The sequence below is a fragment of the Paenirhodobacter huangdaonensis genome (assembly GCF_004022465.1).
GTDB lineage: Bacteria > Pseudomonadota > Alphaproteobacteria > Rhodobacterales > Rhodobacteraceae > Rhodobacter > Rhodobacter huangdaonensis.
In genome coordinates, this window is the sequence record NZ_SAVA01000006.1 from 99,002 (window position 1) to 113,311 (window position 14,310).

Below are 14,310 nucleotides of genomic sequence, written 5' to 3' on the forward strand. Positions count from 1 at the left end.
TGATGGGCGTTATAGTCAGACCGGCGCGCGGCGCAAGGGTGAAAGGCGCGGCCTCACCCCTTCGGATGTCTGGAAAGCGCCACAACGGTCGCGGCGAGGGTCACGAGCCAGGACAGGCAGATCAGCGCCACATAGCCGAAGGTGCCGTCGGCATCCCCCGGGAAGAACGACAGGACGGCGTCGGAATTGGCCAGCAGGAGCTGTGCCAGCACGATCAGTGTCGCCCCGCGCCCCAGACCGGAGCCGAGAGCCGGCGCAATCAGCATCGGCAGGACGAAATAATGCAGCCAGCTGACCGGCCCGAAGACGGCAAGACCGATCGACAGGCCGAGCAGCCCCAGCGTCACCGCCGCCGCCCCCGGCCGCCGGACAGCCAGCATTGCCGCCGGCAGCGCAATCAGCAGCGCCACCACCGCGGCAACCGGGCCGAGCCAGCGCGGCAGGGCGACAAGCGCCGCCTCTCCGCCGGGCATCCAGACAAAGGTGCCGGGCACCTCGCCCGCCGGCAGCAGGTCAAGGAGAAGAAGCCGCAACGACGGGTTTCCCCTTGCCCAGACGGAGTTCTGCCCCGCCCGCCCGAGTTGCTCGAGAAACGCCTGGTGCAGCCCCGTCCCCATCAGCGCGAAAGAGGCAAGCGTCAACGCGGCAAGCCCCAGCCCCAGCACCAGCAGCGCGCGCGGCCGACGCGCCTGCACGCAAAGCAGCGCATAGACGAGCGGCGTGAGCTTGATCGCGGCAGCGACCGCCAGCACGCCGCCCGCAAGCCGCGGCCGTTCCCGCAGACAGGCCACCGCCAGCAGCACCAGAAAGGTGACGCCGATGGTCGGCTGGTTCAGATACAGCGACGCACGTACCGGCGCCGACAGCGTCAGCACCGCCAGCCCCCAGCCAATGAAGACGAGGCGCGGCATGCCCGCCGGGCGTGCGATCCGCTCGGCCAGCAGCACCGAGCCGGCCAGCAGCGCGACGTGCAGGGCCAGGAACAGCCGGAAGAACGCGATCGGTTCGAGCCAGCCCGTCAGCGGCGCGATCAGCCCGGCCCAGAGCGGCGGATAGACATAGGGGAAGCTGAGCCCCGCCGGGGTGCCGCCATGGGCGAGATGCGCCGCGATCCAACCCGGCGGGGTGCCGCCGAAGAACTGCGCAGGCGCGTCATAGACCAGCGCGTCCTGACCGATGGCGTGGAAATGCCCGGCGAACCACAGCGCGGCCAGATCGCTGCTCCAGATATTCGCCGCCAGCCACCAGGCCCAGACCGCCCAGACAAACAGCATCACCGCCGTGAGAACCGCTTCGCGGCGGCGCTGAACCGGCGGGACGGAACCGGTGTAGGAGAAAAGAGTCGCAGACATGAAAATCTCATTCGCGGAAAAACCTGCCCCGCGTCTGCCCGGAGAATGCGGCCGATCTTTGGCACCCGGGCCCGAAAAGGCCCGCTCACCTGACTGTGCAGGCCATCAGGCCACACTGTCATGCGGCTCGCGCTTGACTTTGCCGCGCCTTCGCGGTTGATCGGGCCCAAATCCGCCATGCCCGTTGAAAGGGGAGCCTCATGCACGCCTATCGCAGCCATACCTGCGCCGCGCTCACCGCCGCCAATGCCGGCGAAACCGTCCGTCTCTCGGGCTGGGTGCACCGGGTGCGAGATCACGGGGGCGTGCTGTTCATCGACCTGCGCGACCATTACGGCATCACCCAGATCATCTGCGACGGCGACAGCCCCGCCTTCGCCGCGCTCGAGAAGGTGCGCGCCGAATGGGTGATCCGCATCGACGGCACGGTGAAGCCGCGCGCCCCCGAGCTGATCAACCCGAAGATCCCGACCGGCGAGATCGAGGTCTATGCCCGCGAGATGGAAGTCCTCGGTGCTGCCGACGAGCTGCCGCTGCCGGTGTTCGGCGAACAGGACTACCCCGAGGAAACCCGCCTCGCCTATCGCTTCCTCGATTTGCGCCGCGACAGCCTACACCAGAAGATGATCCTGCGCTCGAACGTCGTGCGCTCGCTTCGCAACCGGATGTGGGACGCGGGCTTCAACGAGTTCCAGACCCCGATCATCACCGCCTCCTCGCCCGAGGGCGCACGCGACTTCCTGGTGCCCTCGCGCCTGCACCCGGGCAAGTTCTACGCCCTGCCGCAGGCGCCGCAGCAGTTCAAGCAGCTGATCATGGTGGCGGGCTTTGACCGCTACTTCCAGATCGCCCCCTGCTTCCGCGACGAGGACCCGCGCGCCGACCGCAGCCCGACCGACTTCTATCAGCTCGACATCGAGATGAGCTTCATCGAGCAGGAAGACGTCTTCGCCACGGTGCAGCCGGTGGTGCAGGGCATGTTCGAGGAATTCGGCACCGGCAAGACCGTCGATCCGGTCTGGCCGAAGATCGCCTACAAGGACGCGCTGCTGTGGTACGGCTCGGACAAGCCCGACCTGCGCAACCCGATCAAGATGGCCGATGTCAGCGCCCAGTTCCACGACTCGGGCTTTGGCATCTTCGCCAAGCTGCTCGAGACCGAGGGCACCGAGATCCGCGCGATTCCCGCACCGACCGGCGGCAGCCGCAAGTTCTGCGACCGGATGAACGCCTTCGCCCAGGCGAACGGCCTGCCCGGCATGGGCTACATCTTCTGGCGCAAGGCCGAAGACGGTGCGATGGAGGCCGCCGGCCCGATCGCCAAGGCCCTTGGCGCCGAGCGCACCGAGGCGATCCGCACCCAGCTCGAGCTGAACGAGGGCGATGCGGTGTTCTTCCTCGGCGGCAAGGCCGAGCAGTTCGAGGCGGTCGCCGGCAAGGCCCGCAACGAGATCGGCCGCGAGCTTGGCCTGACCGAGGAAGGCGTGTTCCGCTTCTGCTGGATCGTCGACTTCCCGATGTACGAGAAGACCGACGACGGCAAGATCGACTTCAGCCACAACCCGTTCTCGATGCCGCAGGGCGGTCTCGAGGCGCTGCAGGGCAACCCGCTCGACGTTCTGGGCTATCAGTACGACCTTGCCTGCAACGGCTACGAGCTGATCTCGGGCGCGATCCGCAACCATGACCTCGAGATCATGTACAAGGCCTTCGAGATCGCGGGTTACCCCGCCTCCGAGGTCGACAAGCGCTTTGGCGGCATGGCGAAGGCCTTCCGCTTCGGCGCCCCCCCCCACGGTGGCTGCGCCATGGGCATCGACCGCGCGGTGATGTTGCTCGCCGACGAGTCGAACATCCGCGAGGTCATCATGTTCCCGATGAACCAGCGCGCCGAAGACCTGATGATGGGCGCGCCGAGCCTGCCCACCAACGAGCAGCTGCGCGAACTGCGCCTGCGGGTGCTGCCCAGAGAGGCGTAAGGCGCTTTCGCGCGCAGCTCACGCCGGATTGAGCGGAAGGGCGCCGGGGAATTCTCCGGCGCCCTTTCCTTTTGCCCCCGTTTCTGGCGCAATCGGGCAAACAGCCCCAGGAGGTGGTGATGGAGTTTTCGACTCTGGCGCCGGTGCGGTTCGGCTTCGGGCTCGCGCCCCGGCAGACACCCCCGGCTTCCCCCGACGAGATTCTGGCGGCACTGCGCGGCCCGGACCTGCTGGCACAGCGCTGGCCCGGGCTGACGACGCAGGAGGCGCTGCAGATGCGCGACGAGTTCCTGCGCCTGCGCAAGGCCGAGGCACAGAATGTTCCGGGCGCCACCGAGGACTTCAAGCGTCAGCGCCAGGCGATCGACCGCAGCAATGTCGGCGGGCTGCAGATCGCGCTCGCCCGTGCCGTCGAGGACCCGACCGGGATGCGCGAGCGGCTGCATGCCTTCTGGCGCAACCATTTCACCGTGCGCGCGAAACGTGCGCCGGAGGCACCGCTTGCCACCGCCCATGGCGAGGCGCTGCGCCCCGAGATCACCGGCAGTTTCCCGGCCCTGCTGCGCGCCTCGACGCTGCATCCGATGATGCTGATCTACCTCGATCAGGTCGCCTCTTTCGGGCCGGATTCGAAGCGCGCGAAGAAGCGCCCCGATCTCAAGCTCGGGCTGAACGAGAACCTCGCGCGCGAGCTGATGGAACTGCACACGCTCGGCGTCGGCGGCCGCTACAGCCAGGATGACGTGCGCCAGCTTGCCGAGTTGCTGACCGGGCTGCGGGTGATGGCCGAGGAGGGCACGACCTTTGCCCCCGACTTCGCCGAACCCGGCGCGGAGACCGTGCTCGGCCATGCCTATGGCGGCGACCCGGCCAAGCTTTCGGATATCGAGCAGGTGCTGACCGCGCTCGCCCTGCACCCCGACACCAGCCACCACCTTGCGAGCAAGCTCGCGGTGCATTTCGTCGGCCCCGAGCCAGATCCGGCCCTGACCGGCGCGATGTCCGAGGCCTATCTCGGCGCGAAGGGGCAGCTGATGCCGGTCTACGAGGTGCTGCTGACCCACCCGGCAGCGCAGGGGGCGAGCTTCGGGAAGGTGCGCCAGCCCTTCGATTACATCGCCACCGGGTTTCGCGCGATGGGCTTCGACGGCAAGGCCGTGATGGCCTTCAACGGGCCGCAGATCCGCCGCCAGGCCTTCAAGCCGCTGCGCGACATGGGGCAGCGATGGCTGGGTGCGCCGGCGCCGAACGGCTGGCCCGAGGCGGCCGAGGAATGGATCTCGCCGCAGCAGCTTGCGGCGCGGATCAACTGGGCGCTGAAAGCGCCGGCGGGGTTGCAGGCGAAACTGCCCGAGCCCGCCGATTTCGCCCGCGCCGCGCTCGGCCCGCGGCTGAGCGACCTTGTCGCCCAGGCCGTGCCGCGCTCGGAAAGCCGCGCCGAGGCCGCCGCGCTCGTTCTCGCCTCCGCCGAGATGAACAGGAGATAACGCCATGCTGTCCCGTCGCTTCTTCCTGCAGGGCGCGGCCATCGCCGGCTGCTCGGTCGCCGCCCATCCGTTCATGAGTTCGGTCACCCTCGCCGCCGTGCCCGGCGAGCAGCGCCTCGTCGTCATCATCCTGCGCGGCGCGATGGACGGGCTCGATATCGTGCAGCCCTATGGCGACCCGCTGCTGGCGCAACTGCGCCCCGACTTCCCGGTCGGCCCCGACAAGGGCGCGACCGATCTCGACGGCTTCTTCGCGCTGCACCCGGCGATGGTCGAGCTGATGCCGCTGTGGAAGACGGGAGAGCTTGGCTTTGCCCATGCCGTCTCCACCCCCTACCGCGACAAGCGCAGCCATTTCGACGGGCAGGACATGCTCGAGGCCGGCACCGGCATGGACGTGCCGCTGTCGATGGTGCGCGACGGCTGGCTGAACCGGCTGTTGCAGCAGATGCCGGGCGCGCGCGCCGAGACCGCCTATTCCGTCGGCGACGACGAGCTGAAGATCCTGTCCGGCACCGCGGCGGCGCTGTCCTGGGCGCCCGACGCCTCGCTGATCCTGTCCTCGCAGGGGCGGACGCTGCTCGACATGATCTATCACGACGACCCGCTGTTCCGGCAGGCCGCGAGCGAGGCGATGCAGATCACCGACGGTGGCGACAATGCCGAGGACGGCACGACCGACCCGGACAGCCCTGACCTGATGGCAGAGCCGATGATGGCGGCCCCGGCGGACGGCATGGCGGCGCCCGGAGCCGCGGGGGCCCCCGCGCCGCTCAAGGGCGCGGTCGGGGCGGCGGCCTCGCTCGCCGATTTCGCCGCAAGCCGGCTGCGCGGCGAGACCCGGATCGCCGCCTTCTCGCTCAATGGCTGGGACACGCACCGCGGCCAGGAGGCCGCGATCCGCGGCCCGGCGACGCAGCTTGCAGCGATGGTGACCACGCTCAGGCAGCAGCTCGGCCCGGTCTGGGACAAGACGCTGGTGCTCGGCATGACGGAGTTCGGCCGCACCGCGCGGCAAAACGGCACCAAGGGCACCGATCACGGCACCGGCGGCGCGATGCTGATGGCCGGGGGCGCGCTCAAGGGCCGCAAGGTCTATGGCAAGTGGCCGGGGCTCGCGGATGCCGACCTCTATGCCGGGCGCGACCTGATGCCGACGGCGGACATCCGCGCCTATGCCGGCTGGGCGCTGCGGGGCATGTATGGCGTGCCGGTGGACGTCCTGGAAAAGTCGATCTTCCCGGGGCTCGACCTCGGCGCCGACCCGCGCTTCCTCGCCTGATCTCAGGCGAAGAAGGCGGTGTAGAGCGTGCCACAGACCGAGATCGTCAGGCTCAGCGCACCAAGGGTGAAAACCGCCCAATGCGTCGCCCGGATCAGGCTCTCGTCGGTGAACAGGCGGATGGCGTGATCCTTCATCGTCTCTGGCTCCGTCGTTGACCGGGCCAAGGTCGCGCCCGATTGCGGCAGGAATCGGGAGCCATTCGCACCCTTTGGCGGCAATTGCGGAGGATGGCGCGGCACGCTAGCGTGACCGCGACAGCCAGCGAACGGGGGACACCATGGCGACGAAGCACTTTGGCACGCCGCTGCCGGACTGGGAGGCACCGCCCGCCCCCGATGCCACGCTGCTCGAGGGCCGCTATGCCCGGCTCGAACGGCTGGCGGAGCGTCACGCCCACGCCCTGTTCCGCGCCAATGCGGCCGATGACGCGATCTGGGATTACCTGCCCTATGGCCCGTTCCCCTCGGAAGCGGGCTATATCCGCTGGCTGACCGATATGGCGGCGCTGAACGATCCGTATTTCTTCACCGTGATCGACCGCGAGACCGGGCAGCCCGGCGGCGTGATGGCCTTCCTGCGCATCGCCCCCGAGATCGGCACGATCGAGCTTGGCCATATCTGCCTCTCGCCGCAGCTGCAGCGCAGTCGCGCCGCGACCGAGGCGATGGTGCTGCTGATGAGCTGGGCCTTCGGCTCGGGCTATCGCCGCTTCGAGTGGAAATGCGATGCGCTCAACCTGCCCTCGCGCCGCGCCGCCGAACGGCTGGGGCTGAGCTACGAGGGCATCTTCCGACAGGCGACGATCGTCAAGGGCCGCAACCGCGACACCGCCTGGTTCGCCGCGACCGATGGCGACTGGCCGGCGCTGCTTGCGGCCTTCGAGGCTTGGCTCGACCCGACGAATTTCGACGCCGAGGGGCAGCAGCGCGAGCGGCTGACGGATCTGACGCGGCTGGTGCGGGTGAGCTCCGACCCGGCGCTGGCGGCCCGGCCCGACTGACCGGCTCAGAACACCGCGGCACGGTCGAGCCGCGCCTGCACGAGGCCGGACAGCTGCGAAAGCGCAGCGCGCGAGGGCGACTGCCCCGCCGCCGCCTCGGCCGCGGTCTCGAGATCCTCGTCATGGCAGGCCCGCGCAAGCCCCGCGACGAATTGCGCGACATAGCCGGTCGCCGCCGCATCGCGACGCCGCGCCAGCACGTCGGCCGCGTGGCTCAGATCGTCGCGCAGCGCCAGCGGATCGGGGGTGATCGTGTCATCCTCGAGCGCCATCGGCGCCGCGCGCCGCACCTCGGCCGGCAGCACGCAGAGCACCGCCTGCTGGAACCGCGCGAGGCTCTCGACCGGCTTCGGCAGGAAGGCGTCGGCACCGGCGCCGAGCGCCTCGGCCGCGCGCGCCGGATCGCCCGAGAGCCCCAGCACCGCCGGCACCGGTTGCGGCAGCGCCTTCGCCTCGGCGATCAGCCCGGCCCCCGAACCGTCGGGCAGGCCGATATCGACGATCAGCACCGCCGGGCGATAGGTCTGCAGATGGCGCCGCGCCGCGCGCAGACAATCGGCGCGGCGGATGCGCGCGCCCGAGCGCACGCACATCAGCCGCAGCGCCTCCGAGACGAAGCGGCTGTCCTCGACCACCAGCACGGTCAGCCCGAACAGCGGGCGCAGCCAGGTGGGCGGGCCGGCAGGCAGGCTGGGGCTCATGGCGTCGGGCATCGGCGTCATCCCTGGCAGAGGAATCGCGGGTCCGCCCACTAGAGCCGATTTCGCCTAACGGCCGGTTAAGCCCGCCACGCGACGCTTGCACGAAGCCCCGCGCCCCCCTATGCCCAAGGAAACCGAACGGAGGAAGCCATGATCGGACGTCTGAACCATGTCGCCATTGCCGTGCCCGACCTCGAGGCGGCGGCGGCGAAATACCGTGACACCCTCGGCGCGAAGGTGAACCCGCCGCAGGACGAACCCGACCACGGCGTCACCGTGGTGTTCATCGAACTGCCGAACACCAAGATCGAGCTGCTCTATCCGCTCGGCGAGAATTCCCCGATCCAGGGCTTCCTCGACAAGAACCCCTCGGGCGGCATCCACCACATGTGCTTCGAGGTCGAGGATATCCTTGCCGCGCGCGACACGCTGAAGGCCACCGGGGCGCGCGTTCTGGGCACCGGCGAGCCGAAGATCGGCGCGCATGGCAAACCCGTGCTGTTCCTGCATCCGAAGGACTTCAACGGCTGCCTGATCGAGCTGGAACAGGTCTGATGAACCTCACCGGCGGCATCGTCCTTTTCGCCGTGATCTGGTTCATGGTGTTCTTCGTGGTGCTGCCCGTGCACTTCCGCAGCCAGGAGGAGGCGGGCGAGGTCGTGCCCGGCACGCCCCCTTCTGCCCCGGCCGATGCGCAGATCGGCCGCAAGGCAAAGATCACCACGCTGATCGCGGTGCCGATCTGGGCCGCGATCGCGGCGGTGATCCTGTCGGGCGTGGTCTCGATCGCCGATCTCGACTGGTTCGGCCGGCTCGGGCGCTGAGCGCTCAGCGCCCGGCGCGCAGCCGGCTCAGCACCGCGGTGTGACAGCACCAGTCCGGCACCGCCGCCGTCGGACCGTCGCGCTCCGACAGGAAATCGAGGCACCCCTGCGCCCCCGGGCAGTCGCGGCAGCGCTCGACCATGCGCGCAAGCTCAGCCTGGCTCAACCGCCCCTCCTGCATCGCCGCGCTCAGGTTCACCCCCATCCGGCGGGCCATGCCGCGGGTGATCCAGAAATGCAGATCGAGCCCTCCCTGAATTCCCATCCGCACCTCCCTCGCTCACTCGGCGGCAACCGCCCCGTCGCCATCCCCGAGCGCATCGCGCAGCCGCGCCAGCATCAGCCGGTTGTTGCAGTAATGCGGGGCAGCCGCAGCCGCGACCCCCTCGGCATCCTCGGGGGCGGGGCGCTCGGACAGCCAGACCGTGCAGGCCTCGGGCGCCGTGCAGCCGGTGCAGCGCACCACCGCCTCGCGCCAGTCCTCGCCGGAGAGTTTGCCCCGGCTCATCGCCTCGGTCAGATCGATGCCCAGAACCTGGGCCATGCGGTTCACCAGAGCGGCGTGGCGGTTGAGAGTCTTCGCTCCGAACATCGGCTTTCCCCTTCCGGCTGGATCGTCCGGACGGTGCCGGAAAGCCCGGCGCAGCGCCATGATTCAGATCAAGCCTTGCCCGGCGGCCCGGCGTGCGCAGCTCAGATCCGGCCGCTGCGCAGCTCCGCCACGGTCTCGCGCACCACGTCGACGCGCAGCGCATTCGCCGGGTGCGAACCAAGGAACACGTCGCCCGGATCGGGGATGCGGGCGAAGAACTGCGCCCCCTTCAGCGGGTCATAGCCCGCGTCCCAGGTGATGATCGTGCCAAGCCGGTCGGCTTGCAGCTCGTAATCCTTGGAATAGGCCCGGCTGCCGACGGTGGCGCCAATGTCCTGCGCATGCGAGATCTGCGTCGCATCCGCGCCCGAGGCGGCGGCGAGCACCCCGAGGATCATCGCCCCCGCCGCAGCATCCTCGCTTTTCGACTGCAGGTGGCCGAGGATGTGATGCGCCGCCTCGTGCCCCATGACGAAGGCGAGCTCGTCGGCATTGCGGGCCTCGGCGATCAGCGCAAGGTTGAAGGCGACGACCGGATGCCCCGCCTTGTCCACCGTCTGGAAGGCATTGGGCGAGCGGTCGGGCCGGTCGTCGACCATGATGCGATAGTCGCAATCGCGGCTGCCACGGGTGCGGGCGCGGCATTCCGCCTCGATCCGCGGCTCCATCGCCTCGGCCACGGCGATGAAATTCGAGGCCGCCTCGCGCGCGGTCAGCCGCGGCGGCGCCGGCGCCGCGATCGCGGCAACCGGGGCCGGGCGTGTCGCGACCGGCTGCGGCGCCTCGCAGGCCGCCAATGTCAGGATCGCGAGAAGCGCCGCCAGCGGACGGCCAAGGGAATGCAGCATGATCAGGGCCCGACAGGCGCGCCCCGCGGCACGCCAACCGCCTCACATTAGCCATCACCGCGGCCGGCGCAAAGCCCATGCGGCGCCATCACCGAAATGTTTGCCCTTCCCCGCCGCGGTCCGGCGCGCTAGCATGGCGCCATGTTCACCATCGAGCACGAATTCGACGCCACCGTGATCACCCTCGTCGACGAGGGCGACGATCCGCGCGACTACCTGCAGGAAGACATCACCATCCAGTCCTTCGAGGATTGCGTGGTGCTCGAGCAGGTCGACGACCAGACCGAGGCCGTGCATCGCATCGTCTTCTCGCATGCCCAGCTGCGCGAGCTTGCCGCGGCGCTGAACCTGCCCGAAGGCGTCTACCGGCTGCGCGCAACCGAGAAGACCGAGAAAAAGTGAGGGGGCGCTGCCCCCTCTTTCGCTGACGCGAAATTCACCCCCGGGATATTTGCGGCAATTGGAAGCAAGAGGCGCCCTCCCTTCCAATCGCAGCCAAATATCCCGGGGGTGAGGCCGCAGGCCGAGGGGGCAGCGCCCCCTTCGTCTCAGTCGAGCCGGAACACCTTGTCGCGCGCGGTCTGCCCGCGCACGAGGGTGAGCCGGGTCTTGGCGACGCCCAGCGCCTTTGCCAGCAGCTTTGCCACCGCCGCATTCGCCTTGCCGTCCTCGGGCACGACGGTGACATAGGCGCGCAGGCCGTCTTCCGCCACGACGATCGCGTTGCGCGAGGCCTTGGGCGTCACCCGCAGGGCGATTTCGGTGCCGGGCACGGCAAGATGGGCAAGATCGGTCATCCCCCTTCCTAACCGTCCCCGGGCGCATGGAAAAGTCCGTCGCGGCGTTGCAATCGGCATTTTCCGCGCCGATATGGGGAGGCAGCAGAAGGAGATCCGCGATGGACATCGCCCCGGGCACCGTCAATCCCGCCACGCGCAACGAGGAGGCGCTGCGCTTCCTGCTCACCCGCCGCTCGCGGCCGCCGAAGACGCTGGCGGGCCCGGCGCCCGACCGCGCCGCGCTGACCGAGATCCTGACCGCCGGGCTGCGCGTGCCCGATCACGGCAAGCTCGAGCCCTGGCGGCTGATCGTGCTCGAACGCCCTGCGCTCGAGCGGCTCGCCGCCGCCGCCGGCGCCTATGCCGAGGCCCATGCGATCCCCGAACGCGACGCCGCGAAGGGCGTCGGACAATTCGCGCAAAGCCCGCTGTGCATAGCGATCGTCGCCGTGCCCCGCCCGACCGACAAGGTCCCCGCCATCGAGCAGACGCTGTCGGTCGGCGCCCTGGGCGTCAGCCTGGTGAATGCCGCGCTTGCCGCGGGCTGGGGCGCAGGCTGGCTCACCGGCTGGGTCGCGCATGATCCGGGCTTTGCCGGCCCCGCCCTGGACCTTGCGCCCGGCGAATGGGTCGCGGGCTATGTCCATATCGGCACCGAGACGGTGGCCCCGCCCGAGCGCCCGCGCCCCGACCTTGCCACCACCGTCACCTGGGTTTCCGCATGATCGTTTCCGTCTTTCTGCGGGGCTGGGAGGATCTGCTCCGCCCCGGCGCCCTGAAGATCGTGGGCCTGGGCGTGTTGCTCTCGCTCGGCCTCTTCGTCGCGCTCTATTTCGCGCTCCTTTGGGTGATGGGCTGGGTGCTGCCCGACACGCTCGCCCTGCCCTGGATCGGCACCGTCACCTGGCTGCGCACCGCCGCCGACTGGGCGACGCTCGGGCTGATGATGCTGGCCTCGACGTTCCTGATGGTGCCGGTCGCCTCGGCCTTCACCGGCTTCTTCCTCGAGGATGTGGCCGAACTGGTGGAAAAGGAGCATTACCCGAACCTGCCCGAGGTGCGGAAGCTGAGCTTCCTCGAGGGGCTGGGCGATACCGTGCGCTTCTTCGGCGTGATCGTCGTCGCCAACCTGCTGGCGCTGATGATCTATCCCTTCGTCATCCCCTTCGCGCCGCTGCTGTTCTTCGGGATGAACGGCTATCTGCTCGGGCGCGAGTATTTCCAGATGGCCGCGCTGCGGCGGATGGACCGCGGTGCGGCCCGCGCGCTTTACGAGCGCAACCGCGCCACCGTCTGGGCGACCGGCGCGCTGATGGCGCTGCCACTGTCGATCCCGGTCCTGAACCTCGTGGTGCCGGTGGTCGGCGCCGCGGCCTTCACCCACCTCTTCCACCGCCTCGCGCGGCGCTGAGCGCCGCCGCCTCTGACCGCTGCGCCGTGGCATCTGCTGCGACGCGGCGTCAGCCGGCAACACATTCCGAAATTCGCAGATGATTGATGCAAATCAAGGCCGGCCGACCGCGGCCATGGCACCTGCACGCCAGAACGTGAACAGGAGATCCCCATGAGCTACAAGGTGAAAATCGACGACATGCGCGGCGAGCTGCGGGTGATGAGCAAGCTGATCCCGGACGCGATGCAGGGCTTCGGCACGCTGTCGAAGGCGGTGAAGGACAGTGGCGAGCTCGATCTCAAGACCAAGGAATTCGTCGCCCTCGGCATGGCCGTCGTGCTGCGCTGCGAGCCCTGCATCATGTTCCACACCGAGGCGCTGATGAAAGCCGGCGCCACCCGCGAGGAGCTGGGCGACGTGCTGGCGATGGCGATCCAGATGGGCGGCGGCCCGGGTGTGATGTATGCCGGCCATGCGCTTGGTTGCTGGGACGAGCTCGCCGCCAAGGCCTGAGCCCCCCGCCCCGGAAAACTCGATGGGCCCGCGACGGAAGTTGCGGGCCTTCGCGTTTCTCCATCAAGCGATTGATGAAAGGACGCAGATCATGCACCGCCTTCTCTCCCTCTCCGCCGCCCTCGCGCTCCTCGCCGGCGCCGCACAGGCCCAGACCATCCTCCCCGGGGACCAGTTCATGACCCAGTGGGATCTTGACGGGAGCGGCCAGGTCACCCGCGCCGAGGCGCGCGAGCAGCGTGGCAATATCTTCGACATGTTCGACACCGACGGCAACGGCCGCTACTCGGAGGACGAGATCAGGGGCATCGACGAACACAAGCTTGCCCAGCTCGAGGCCGGCATGGGGCCCGGCCATCAGATGCCCGCCGGCATGACCCCGCCCGCCGGCCGTGGCCCCGGCAAGGGGCCCGGCAATGGCCAGGGCATGGGCCCGGGCCTGACCCGCCCGGCCGAGGACGGGTTGCGGATGTTAGACGCGAATCAGGACGGCACCGTCACCCGCGATGAATTCGTCGCCGGCACCGATGGCTGGTTCGCAATGCGCGACCGCAACCGCGACGGCGTGCTGACCACAGCCGACTTCGGCCGCGGCAACTGAGCACCGTCGCGCGAAAATCCGCTGCCCCCGCCCGGCTGCCCCCGTGACAGCCGGGCGTTTTTGCGCGATTCTGTCAAAAAACAACGGAGGCGCAGATGGGGCAGTATCTTGCGTGGATGATGATGGGCGTGTCGGCCGTGGCGCTGACCGCCTGTGGTGGCGGGCGCGACAGCGGCCCGAGCCGGGGCCGGCTGATGGCACCCGACAAGCTGAATGCCGCGGCGTTCAGTGCCTCGGGCCTGCCGTCGCGCTTCGGCGACACGGCGCCGCATGAATGGGACGGGCTGGTGCCGGCGCTTTACTCGGTGCATGGCATCGACGCGGCGCGCTATCAGGGGGTGATCGACTGGTCGACCGCGCGCAATGCCGGCGTCAGCTTCGCCTGGCTGAAGGCGACCGAGGGCGGGGATCACATCGACCCGGGGTTCGTCACGAATGCGCCCGGCGCGCGTTCGGCCGGCGTGCCGGTCGGCGCCTATCACTTCTACTACTTCTGCCGCACTCCGGAAGAGCAGGCGAAGTGGTTCATGCAGAACGTGCCGCATGTGCCGGGCGACCTGCCGCCGGTGCTCGACATCGAGTGGAATCACCAGTCCTCGTGCAAGCGCAAGCCCGACCCGCTGACCGTGCGCAGCGAGATGGCGCGCTTCGTCAACCTCCTGGGCGATCATTACGGCACGCTGCCGGTGATCTATACCACCCCCGACTTCTATGCCGACAACGACCTCGGCCAGATGCACGGCGCCGAGTTCTGGCTGCGCACCGTGGCGGCCCACCCGTCCGAGCGCTATCCGGGCGAGGACTGGTCGTTCTGGCAATACACCGGCACCGGCGTGGTGCCGGGCGTGGGCGGCAATGTCGACATCAACGCTTTCGGTGGCTCGCCCGAAAGCTGGTCGCGCTGGCTGTCCGCCCGCCGGCAGTCCTGAGGGAACGAGAAAGGGGGCGCTGCCCCC

19 protein-coding genes are annotated in these 14,310 nt (G+C 69.2%); 12 read left to right on the forward strand and 7 right to left on the reverse strand.

What is annotated here, in order from left to right; translation table 11 throughout:
* Window positions 1-53: 53 nt before the first annotated feature.
* Complete coding sequence (locus EOW66_RS11475; RefSeq protein ID WP_128156490.1) at window positions 54-1,352, reverse strand: glycosyltransferase family 87 protein; 1,299 nt, start codon at window positions 1,350-1,352, stop codon at window positions 54-56.
* Between the two features lie 200 nt (window positions 1,353-1,552).
* On the opposite strand from EOW66_RS11475, the gene aspS reads away from it, so the two are divergent.
* From aspS to EOW66_RS11490, 3 genes are all read left to right on the forward strand, one after another.
* A complete protein-coding gene (gene aspS / locus EOW66_RS11480; protein WP_128156491.1) occupies window positions 1,553-3,331 on the forward strand; it encodes an aspartate--tRNA ligase in 1,779 nt (592 codons plus the stop codon).
* Window positions 3,332-3,450: 119 nt separating this feature from the next.
* Entirely contained in the window at window positions 3,451-4,818 is a 1,368-nt protein-coding gene (locus EOW66_RS11485; RefSeq protein ID WP_128156492.1) for a DUF1800 domain-containing protein, read from the forward strand.
* Window positions 4,819-4,822: 4 nt separating this feature from the next.
* Window positions 4,823-6,100, forward strand: coding sequence for a DUF1501 domain-containing protein (locus tag EOW66_RS11490; protein ID WP_128156493.1), 1,278 nt, complete (start codon window positions 4,823-4,825; stop codon window positions 6,098-6,100).
* A gap of 2 nt (window positions 6,101-6,102) precedes the next feature.
* On the opposite strand, the gene EOW66_RS20815 is transcribed toward EOW66_RS11490, so the two are convergent.
* A complete protein-coding gene (locus tag EOW66_RS20815) occupies window positions 6,103-6,237 on the reverse strand; it encodes a hypothetical protein (protein WP_275402044.1) in 135 nt (44 codons plus the stop codon).
* A 143-nt stretch (window positions 6,238-6,380) separates the two neighbouring features.
* Between EOW66_RS20815 and EOW66_RS11495 the strand changes: the two genes are divergently transcribed.
* A complete protein-coding gene (locus EOW66_RS11495) occupies window positions 6,381-7,103 on the forward strand; it encodes a GNAT family N-acetyltransferase (protein ID WP_128156494.1) in 723 nt (240 codons plus the stop codon).
* Window positions 7,104-7,108: 5 nt separating this feature from the next.
* On the opposite strand, the gene EOW66_RS11500 is transcribed toward EOW66_RS11495, so the two are convergent.
* The gene (locus EOW66_RS11500) at window positions 7,109-7,816 is read right to left on the reverse strand and encodes a response regulator (RefSeq protein WP_239017571.1); all 708 of its coding nucleotides are present in this window, start codon (window positions 7,814-7,816) and stop codon (window positions 7,109-7,111) included.
* Between the two features lie 138 nt (window positions 7,817-7,954).
* Here EOW66_RS11500 and mce point away from each other — a divergent pair, with 138 nt between their 5' ends.
* Together mce and EOW66_RS11510 are read left to right on the forward strand one after the other, a co-directional pair.
* Window positions 7,955-8,359, forward strand: a complete 405-nt coding sequence (gene mce, locus EOW66_RS11505; protein ID WP_113899752.1) for a methylmalonyl-CoA epimerase — start codon at window positions 7,955-7,957, stop codon at window positions 8,357-8,359.
* A complete protein-coding gene (locus EOW66_RS11510) occupies window positions 8,359-8,628 on the forward strand; it encodes a DUF1467 family protein (protein WP_128156496.1) in 270 nt (89 codons plus the stop codon). Before mce ends, EOW66_RS11510 begins: the two co-directional genes overlap by 1 nt.
* A gap of 4 nt (window positions 8,629-8,632) precedes the next feature.
* Here EOW66_RS11510 and EOW66_RS11515 read toward each other — a convergent pair whose 3' ends face one another.
* From EOW66_RS11515 to EOW66_RS11525, 3 genes are all read right to left on the reverse strand, one after another.
* A complete protein-coding gene (locus EOW66_RS11515; protein WP_128156497.1) occupies window positions 8,633-8,893 on the reverse strand; it encodes a DUF6455 family protein in 261 nt (86 codons plus the stop codon).
* Window positions 8,894-8,908: 15 nt separating this feature from the next.
* A complete protein-coding gene (locus tag EOW66_RS20505; RefSeq protein ID WP_206363695.1) occupies window positions 8,909-9,220 on the reverse strand; it encodes a DUF6455 family protein in 312 nt (103 codons plus the stop codon).
* A 101-nt stretch (window positions 9,221-9,321) separates the two neighbouring features.
* Window positions 9,322-10,068 (reverse strand): M48 family metallopeptidase, encoded by a 747-nt coding sequence (locus EOW66_RS11525; protein WP_128156498.1) that lies wholly within the window; start codon window positions 10,066-10,068, stop codon window positions 9,322-9,324.
* Between the two features lie 141 nt (window positions 10,069-10,209).
* Between EOW66_RS11525 and EOW66_RS11530 the strand changes: the two genes are divergently transcribed.
* On the forward strand, window positions 10,210-10,470 hold the full coding sequence (locus tag EOW66_RS11530; protein ID WP_113899756.1) for a hypothetical protein: 261 nt from the start codon (window positions 10,210-10,212) through the stop codon (window positions 10,468-10,470).
* 146 nt (window positions 10,471-10,616) lie between these two features.
* Here EOW66_RS11530 and EOW66_RS11535 read toward each other — a convergent pair whose 3' ends face one another.
* Complete coding sequence (locus EOW66_RS11535; RefSeq protein WP_128156499.1) at window positions 10,617-10,865, reverse strand: DUF167 domain-containing protein; 249 nt, start codon at window positions 10,863-10,865, stop codon at window positions 10,617-10,619.
* A 101-nt stretch (window positions 10,866-10,966) separates the two neighbouring features.
* Between EOW66_RS11535 and EOW66_RS11540 the strand changes: the two genes are divergently transcribed.
* The 5 genes from EOW66_RS11540 to EOW66_RS11560 all read left to right on the forward strand — a co-directional run bounded on the left by EOW66_RS11540 (window position 10,967) and on the right by EOW66_RS11560 (window position 14,283).
* Window positions 10,967-11,572, forward strand: coding sequence for a nitroreductase family protein (locus EOW66_RS11540; RefSeq protein WP_128156500.1), 606 nt, complete (start codon window positions 10,967-10,969; stop codon window positions 11,570-11,572).
* Window positions 11,569-12,258 carry an EI24 domain-containing protein gene (locus EOW66_RS11545; RefSeq protein WP_128156501.1) on the forward strand — a complete coding sequence of 230 codons (690 nt, stop codon included), beginning with the start codon at window positions 11,569-11,571 and terminating at the stop codon, window positions 12,256-12,258. Before EOW66_RS11540 ends, EOW66_RS11545 begins: the two co-directional genes overlap by 4 nt.
* A gap of 153 nt (window positions 12,259-12,411) precedes the next feature.
* A complete protein-coding gene (locus tag EOW66_RS11550) occupies window positions 12,412-12,753 on the forward strand; it encodes a carboxymuconolactone decarboxylase family protein (protein WP_128156502.1) in 342 nt (113 codons plus the stop codon).
* Between the two features lie 91 nt (window positions 12,754-12,844).
* Window positions 12,845-13,354, forward strand: a complete 510-nt coding sequence (locus EOW66_RS11555) for a hypothetical protein (protein WP_128156503.1) — start codon at window positions 12,845-12,847, stop codon at window positions 13,352-13,354.
* Window positions 13,355-13,449: 95 nt separating this feature from the next.
* Window positions 13,450-14,283, forward strand: coding sequence for a GH25 family lysozyme (locus EOW66_RS11560; RefSeq protein WP_128156504.1), 834 nt, complete (start codon window positions 13,450-13,452; stop codon window positions 14,281-14,283).
* Window positions 14,284-14,310 lie beyond the last annotated feature (27 nt).

Excerpts from the sequence above, each read along its gene's own strand:
- EOW66_RS11510 (WP_128156496.1), top strand. The coding sequence starts at position 8,359 with ATGAACCTCACCGGCGGCATCGTCCTTTTCGCCGTGATCTGGTTCATG.
- EOW66_RS20815 (WP_275402044.1), bottom strand. The coding sequence starts at position 6,237 with ATGAAGGATCACGCCATCCGCCTGTTCACCGACGAGAGCCTGATCCGG.
- EOW66_RS11490 (WP_128156493.1), top strand. The coding sequence starts at position 4,823 with ATGCTGTCCCGTCGCTTCTTCCTGCAGGGCGCGGCCATCGCCGGCTGC.
- EOW66_RS11485 (WP_128156492.1), top strand. The coding sequence starts at position 3,451 with ATGGAGTTTTCGACTCTGGCGCCGGTGCGGTTCGGCTTCGGGCTCGCG.
- EOW66_RS11525 (WP_128156498.1), bottom strand. The coding sequence starts at position 10,068 with ATGCTGCATTCCCTTGGCCGTCCGCTGGCGGCGCTTCTCGCGATCCTG.
- EOW66_RS11545 (WP_128156501.1), top strand. The coding sequence starts at position 11,569 with ATGATCGTTTCCGTCTTTCTGCGGGGCTGGGAGGATCTGCTCCGCCCC.
- EOW66_RS11555 (WP_128156503.1), top strand. The coding sequence starts at position 12,845 with ATGCACCGCCTTCTCTCCCTCTCCGCCGCCCTCGCGCTCCTCGCCGGC.
- EOW66_RS11550 (WP_128156502.1), top strand. The coding sequence starts at position 12,412 with ATGAGCTACAAGGTGAAAATCGACGACATGCGCGGCGAGCTGCGGGTG.
- EOW66_RS11515 (WP_128156497.1), bottom strand. The coding sequence starts at position 8,893 with ATGGGAATTCAGGGAGGGCTCGATCTGCATTTCTGGATCACCCGCGGC.
- EOW66_RS11475 (WP_128156490.1), bottom strand. The coding sequence starts at position 1,352 with ATGTCTGCGACTCTTTTCTCCTACACCGGTTCCGTCCCGCCGGTTCAG.
- EOW66_RS11495 (WP_128156494.1), top strand. The coding sequence starts at position 6,381 with ATGGCGACGAAGCACTTTGGCACGCCGCTGCCGGACTGGGAGGCACCG.
- EOW66_RS11540 (WP_128156500.1), top strand. The coding sequence starts at position 10,967 with ATGGACATCGCCCCGGGCACCGTCAATCCCGCCACGCGCAACGAGGAG.
- aspS (WP_128156491.1), top strand. The coding sequence starts at position 1,553 with ATGCACGCCTATCGCAGCCATACCTGCGCCGCGCTCACCGCCGCCAAT.
- EOW66_RS11535 (WP_128156499.1), bottom strand. The coding sequence starts at position 10,865 with ATGACCGATCTTGCCCATCTTGCCGTGCCCGGCACCGAAATCGCCCTG.
- EOW66_RS20505 (WP_206363695.1), bottom strand. The coding sequence starts at position 9,220 with ATGTTCGGAGCGAAGACTCTCAACCGCCACGCCGCTCTGGTGAACCGC.
- mce (WP_113899752.1), top strand. The coding sequence starts at position 7,955 with ATGATCGGACGTCTGAACCATGTCGCCATTGCCGTGCCCGACCTCGAG.
- EOW66_RS11560 (WP_128156504.1), top strand. The coding sequence starts at position 13,450 with ATGGGGCAGTATCTTGCGTGGATGATGATGGGCGTGTCGGCCGTGGCG.
- EOW66_RS11500 (WP_239017571.1), bottom strand. The coding sequence starts at position 7,816 with ATGCCCGACGCCATGAGCCCCAGCCTGCCTGCCGGCCCGCCCACCTGG.
- EOW66_RS11530 (WP_113899756.1), top strand. The coding sequence starts at position 10,210 with ATGTTCACCATCGAGCACGAATTCGACGCCACCGTGATCACCCTCGTC.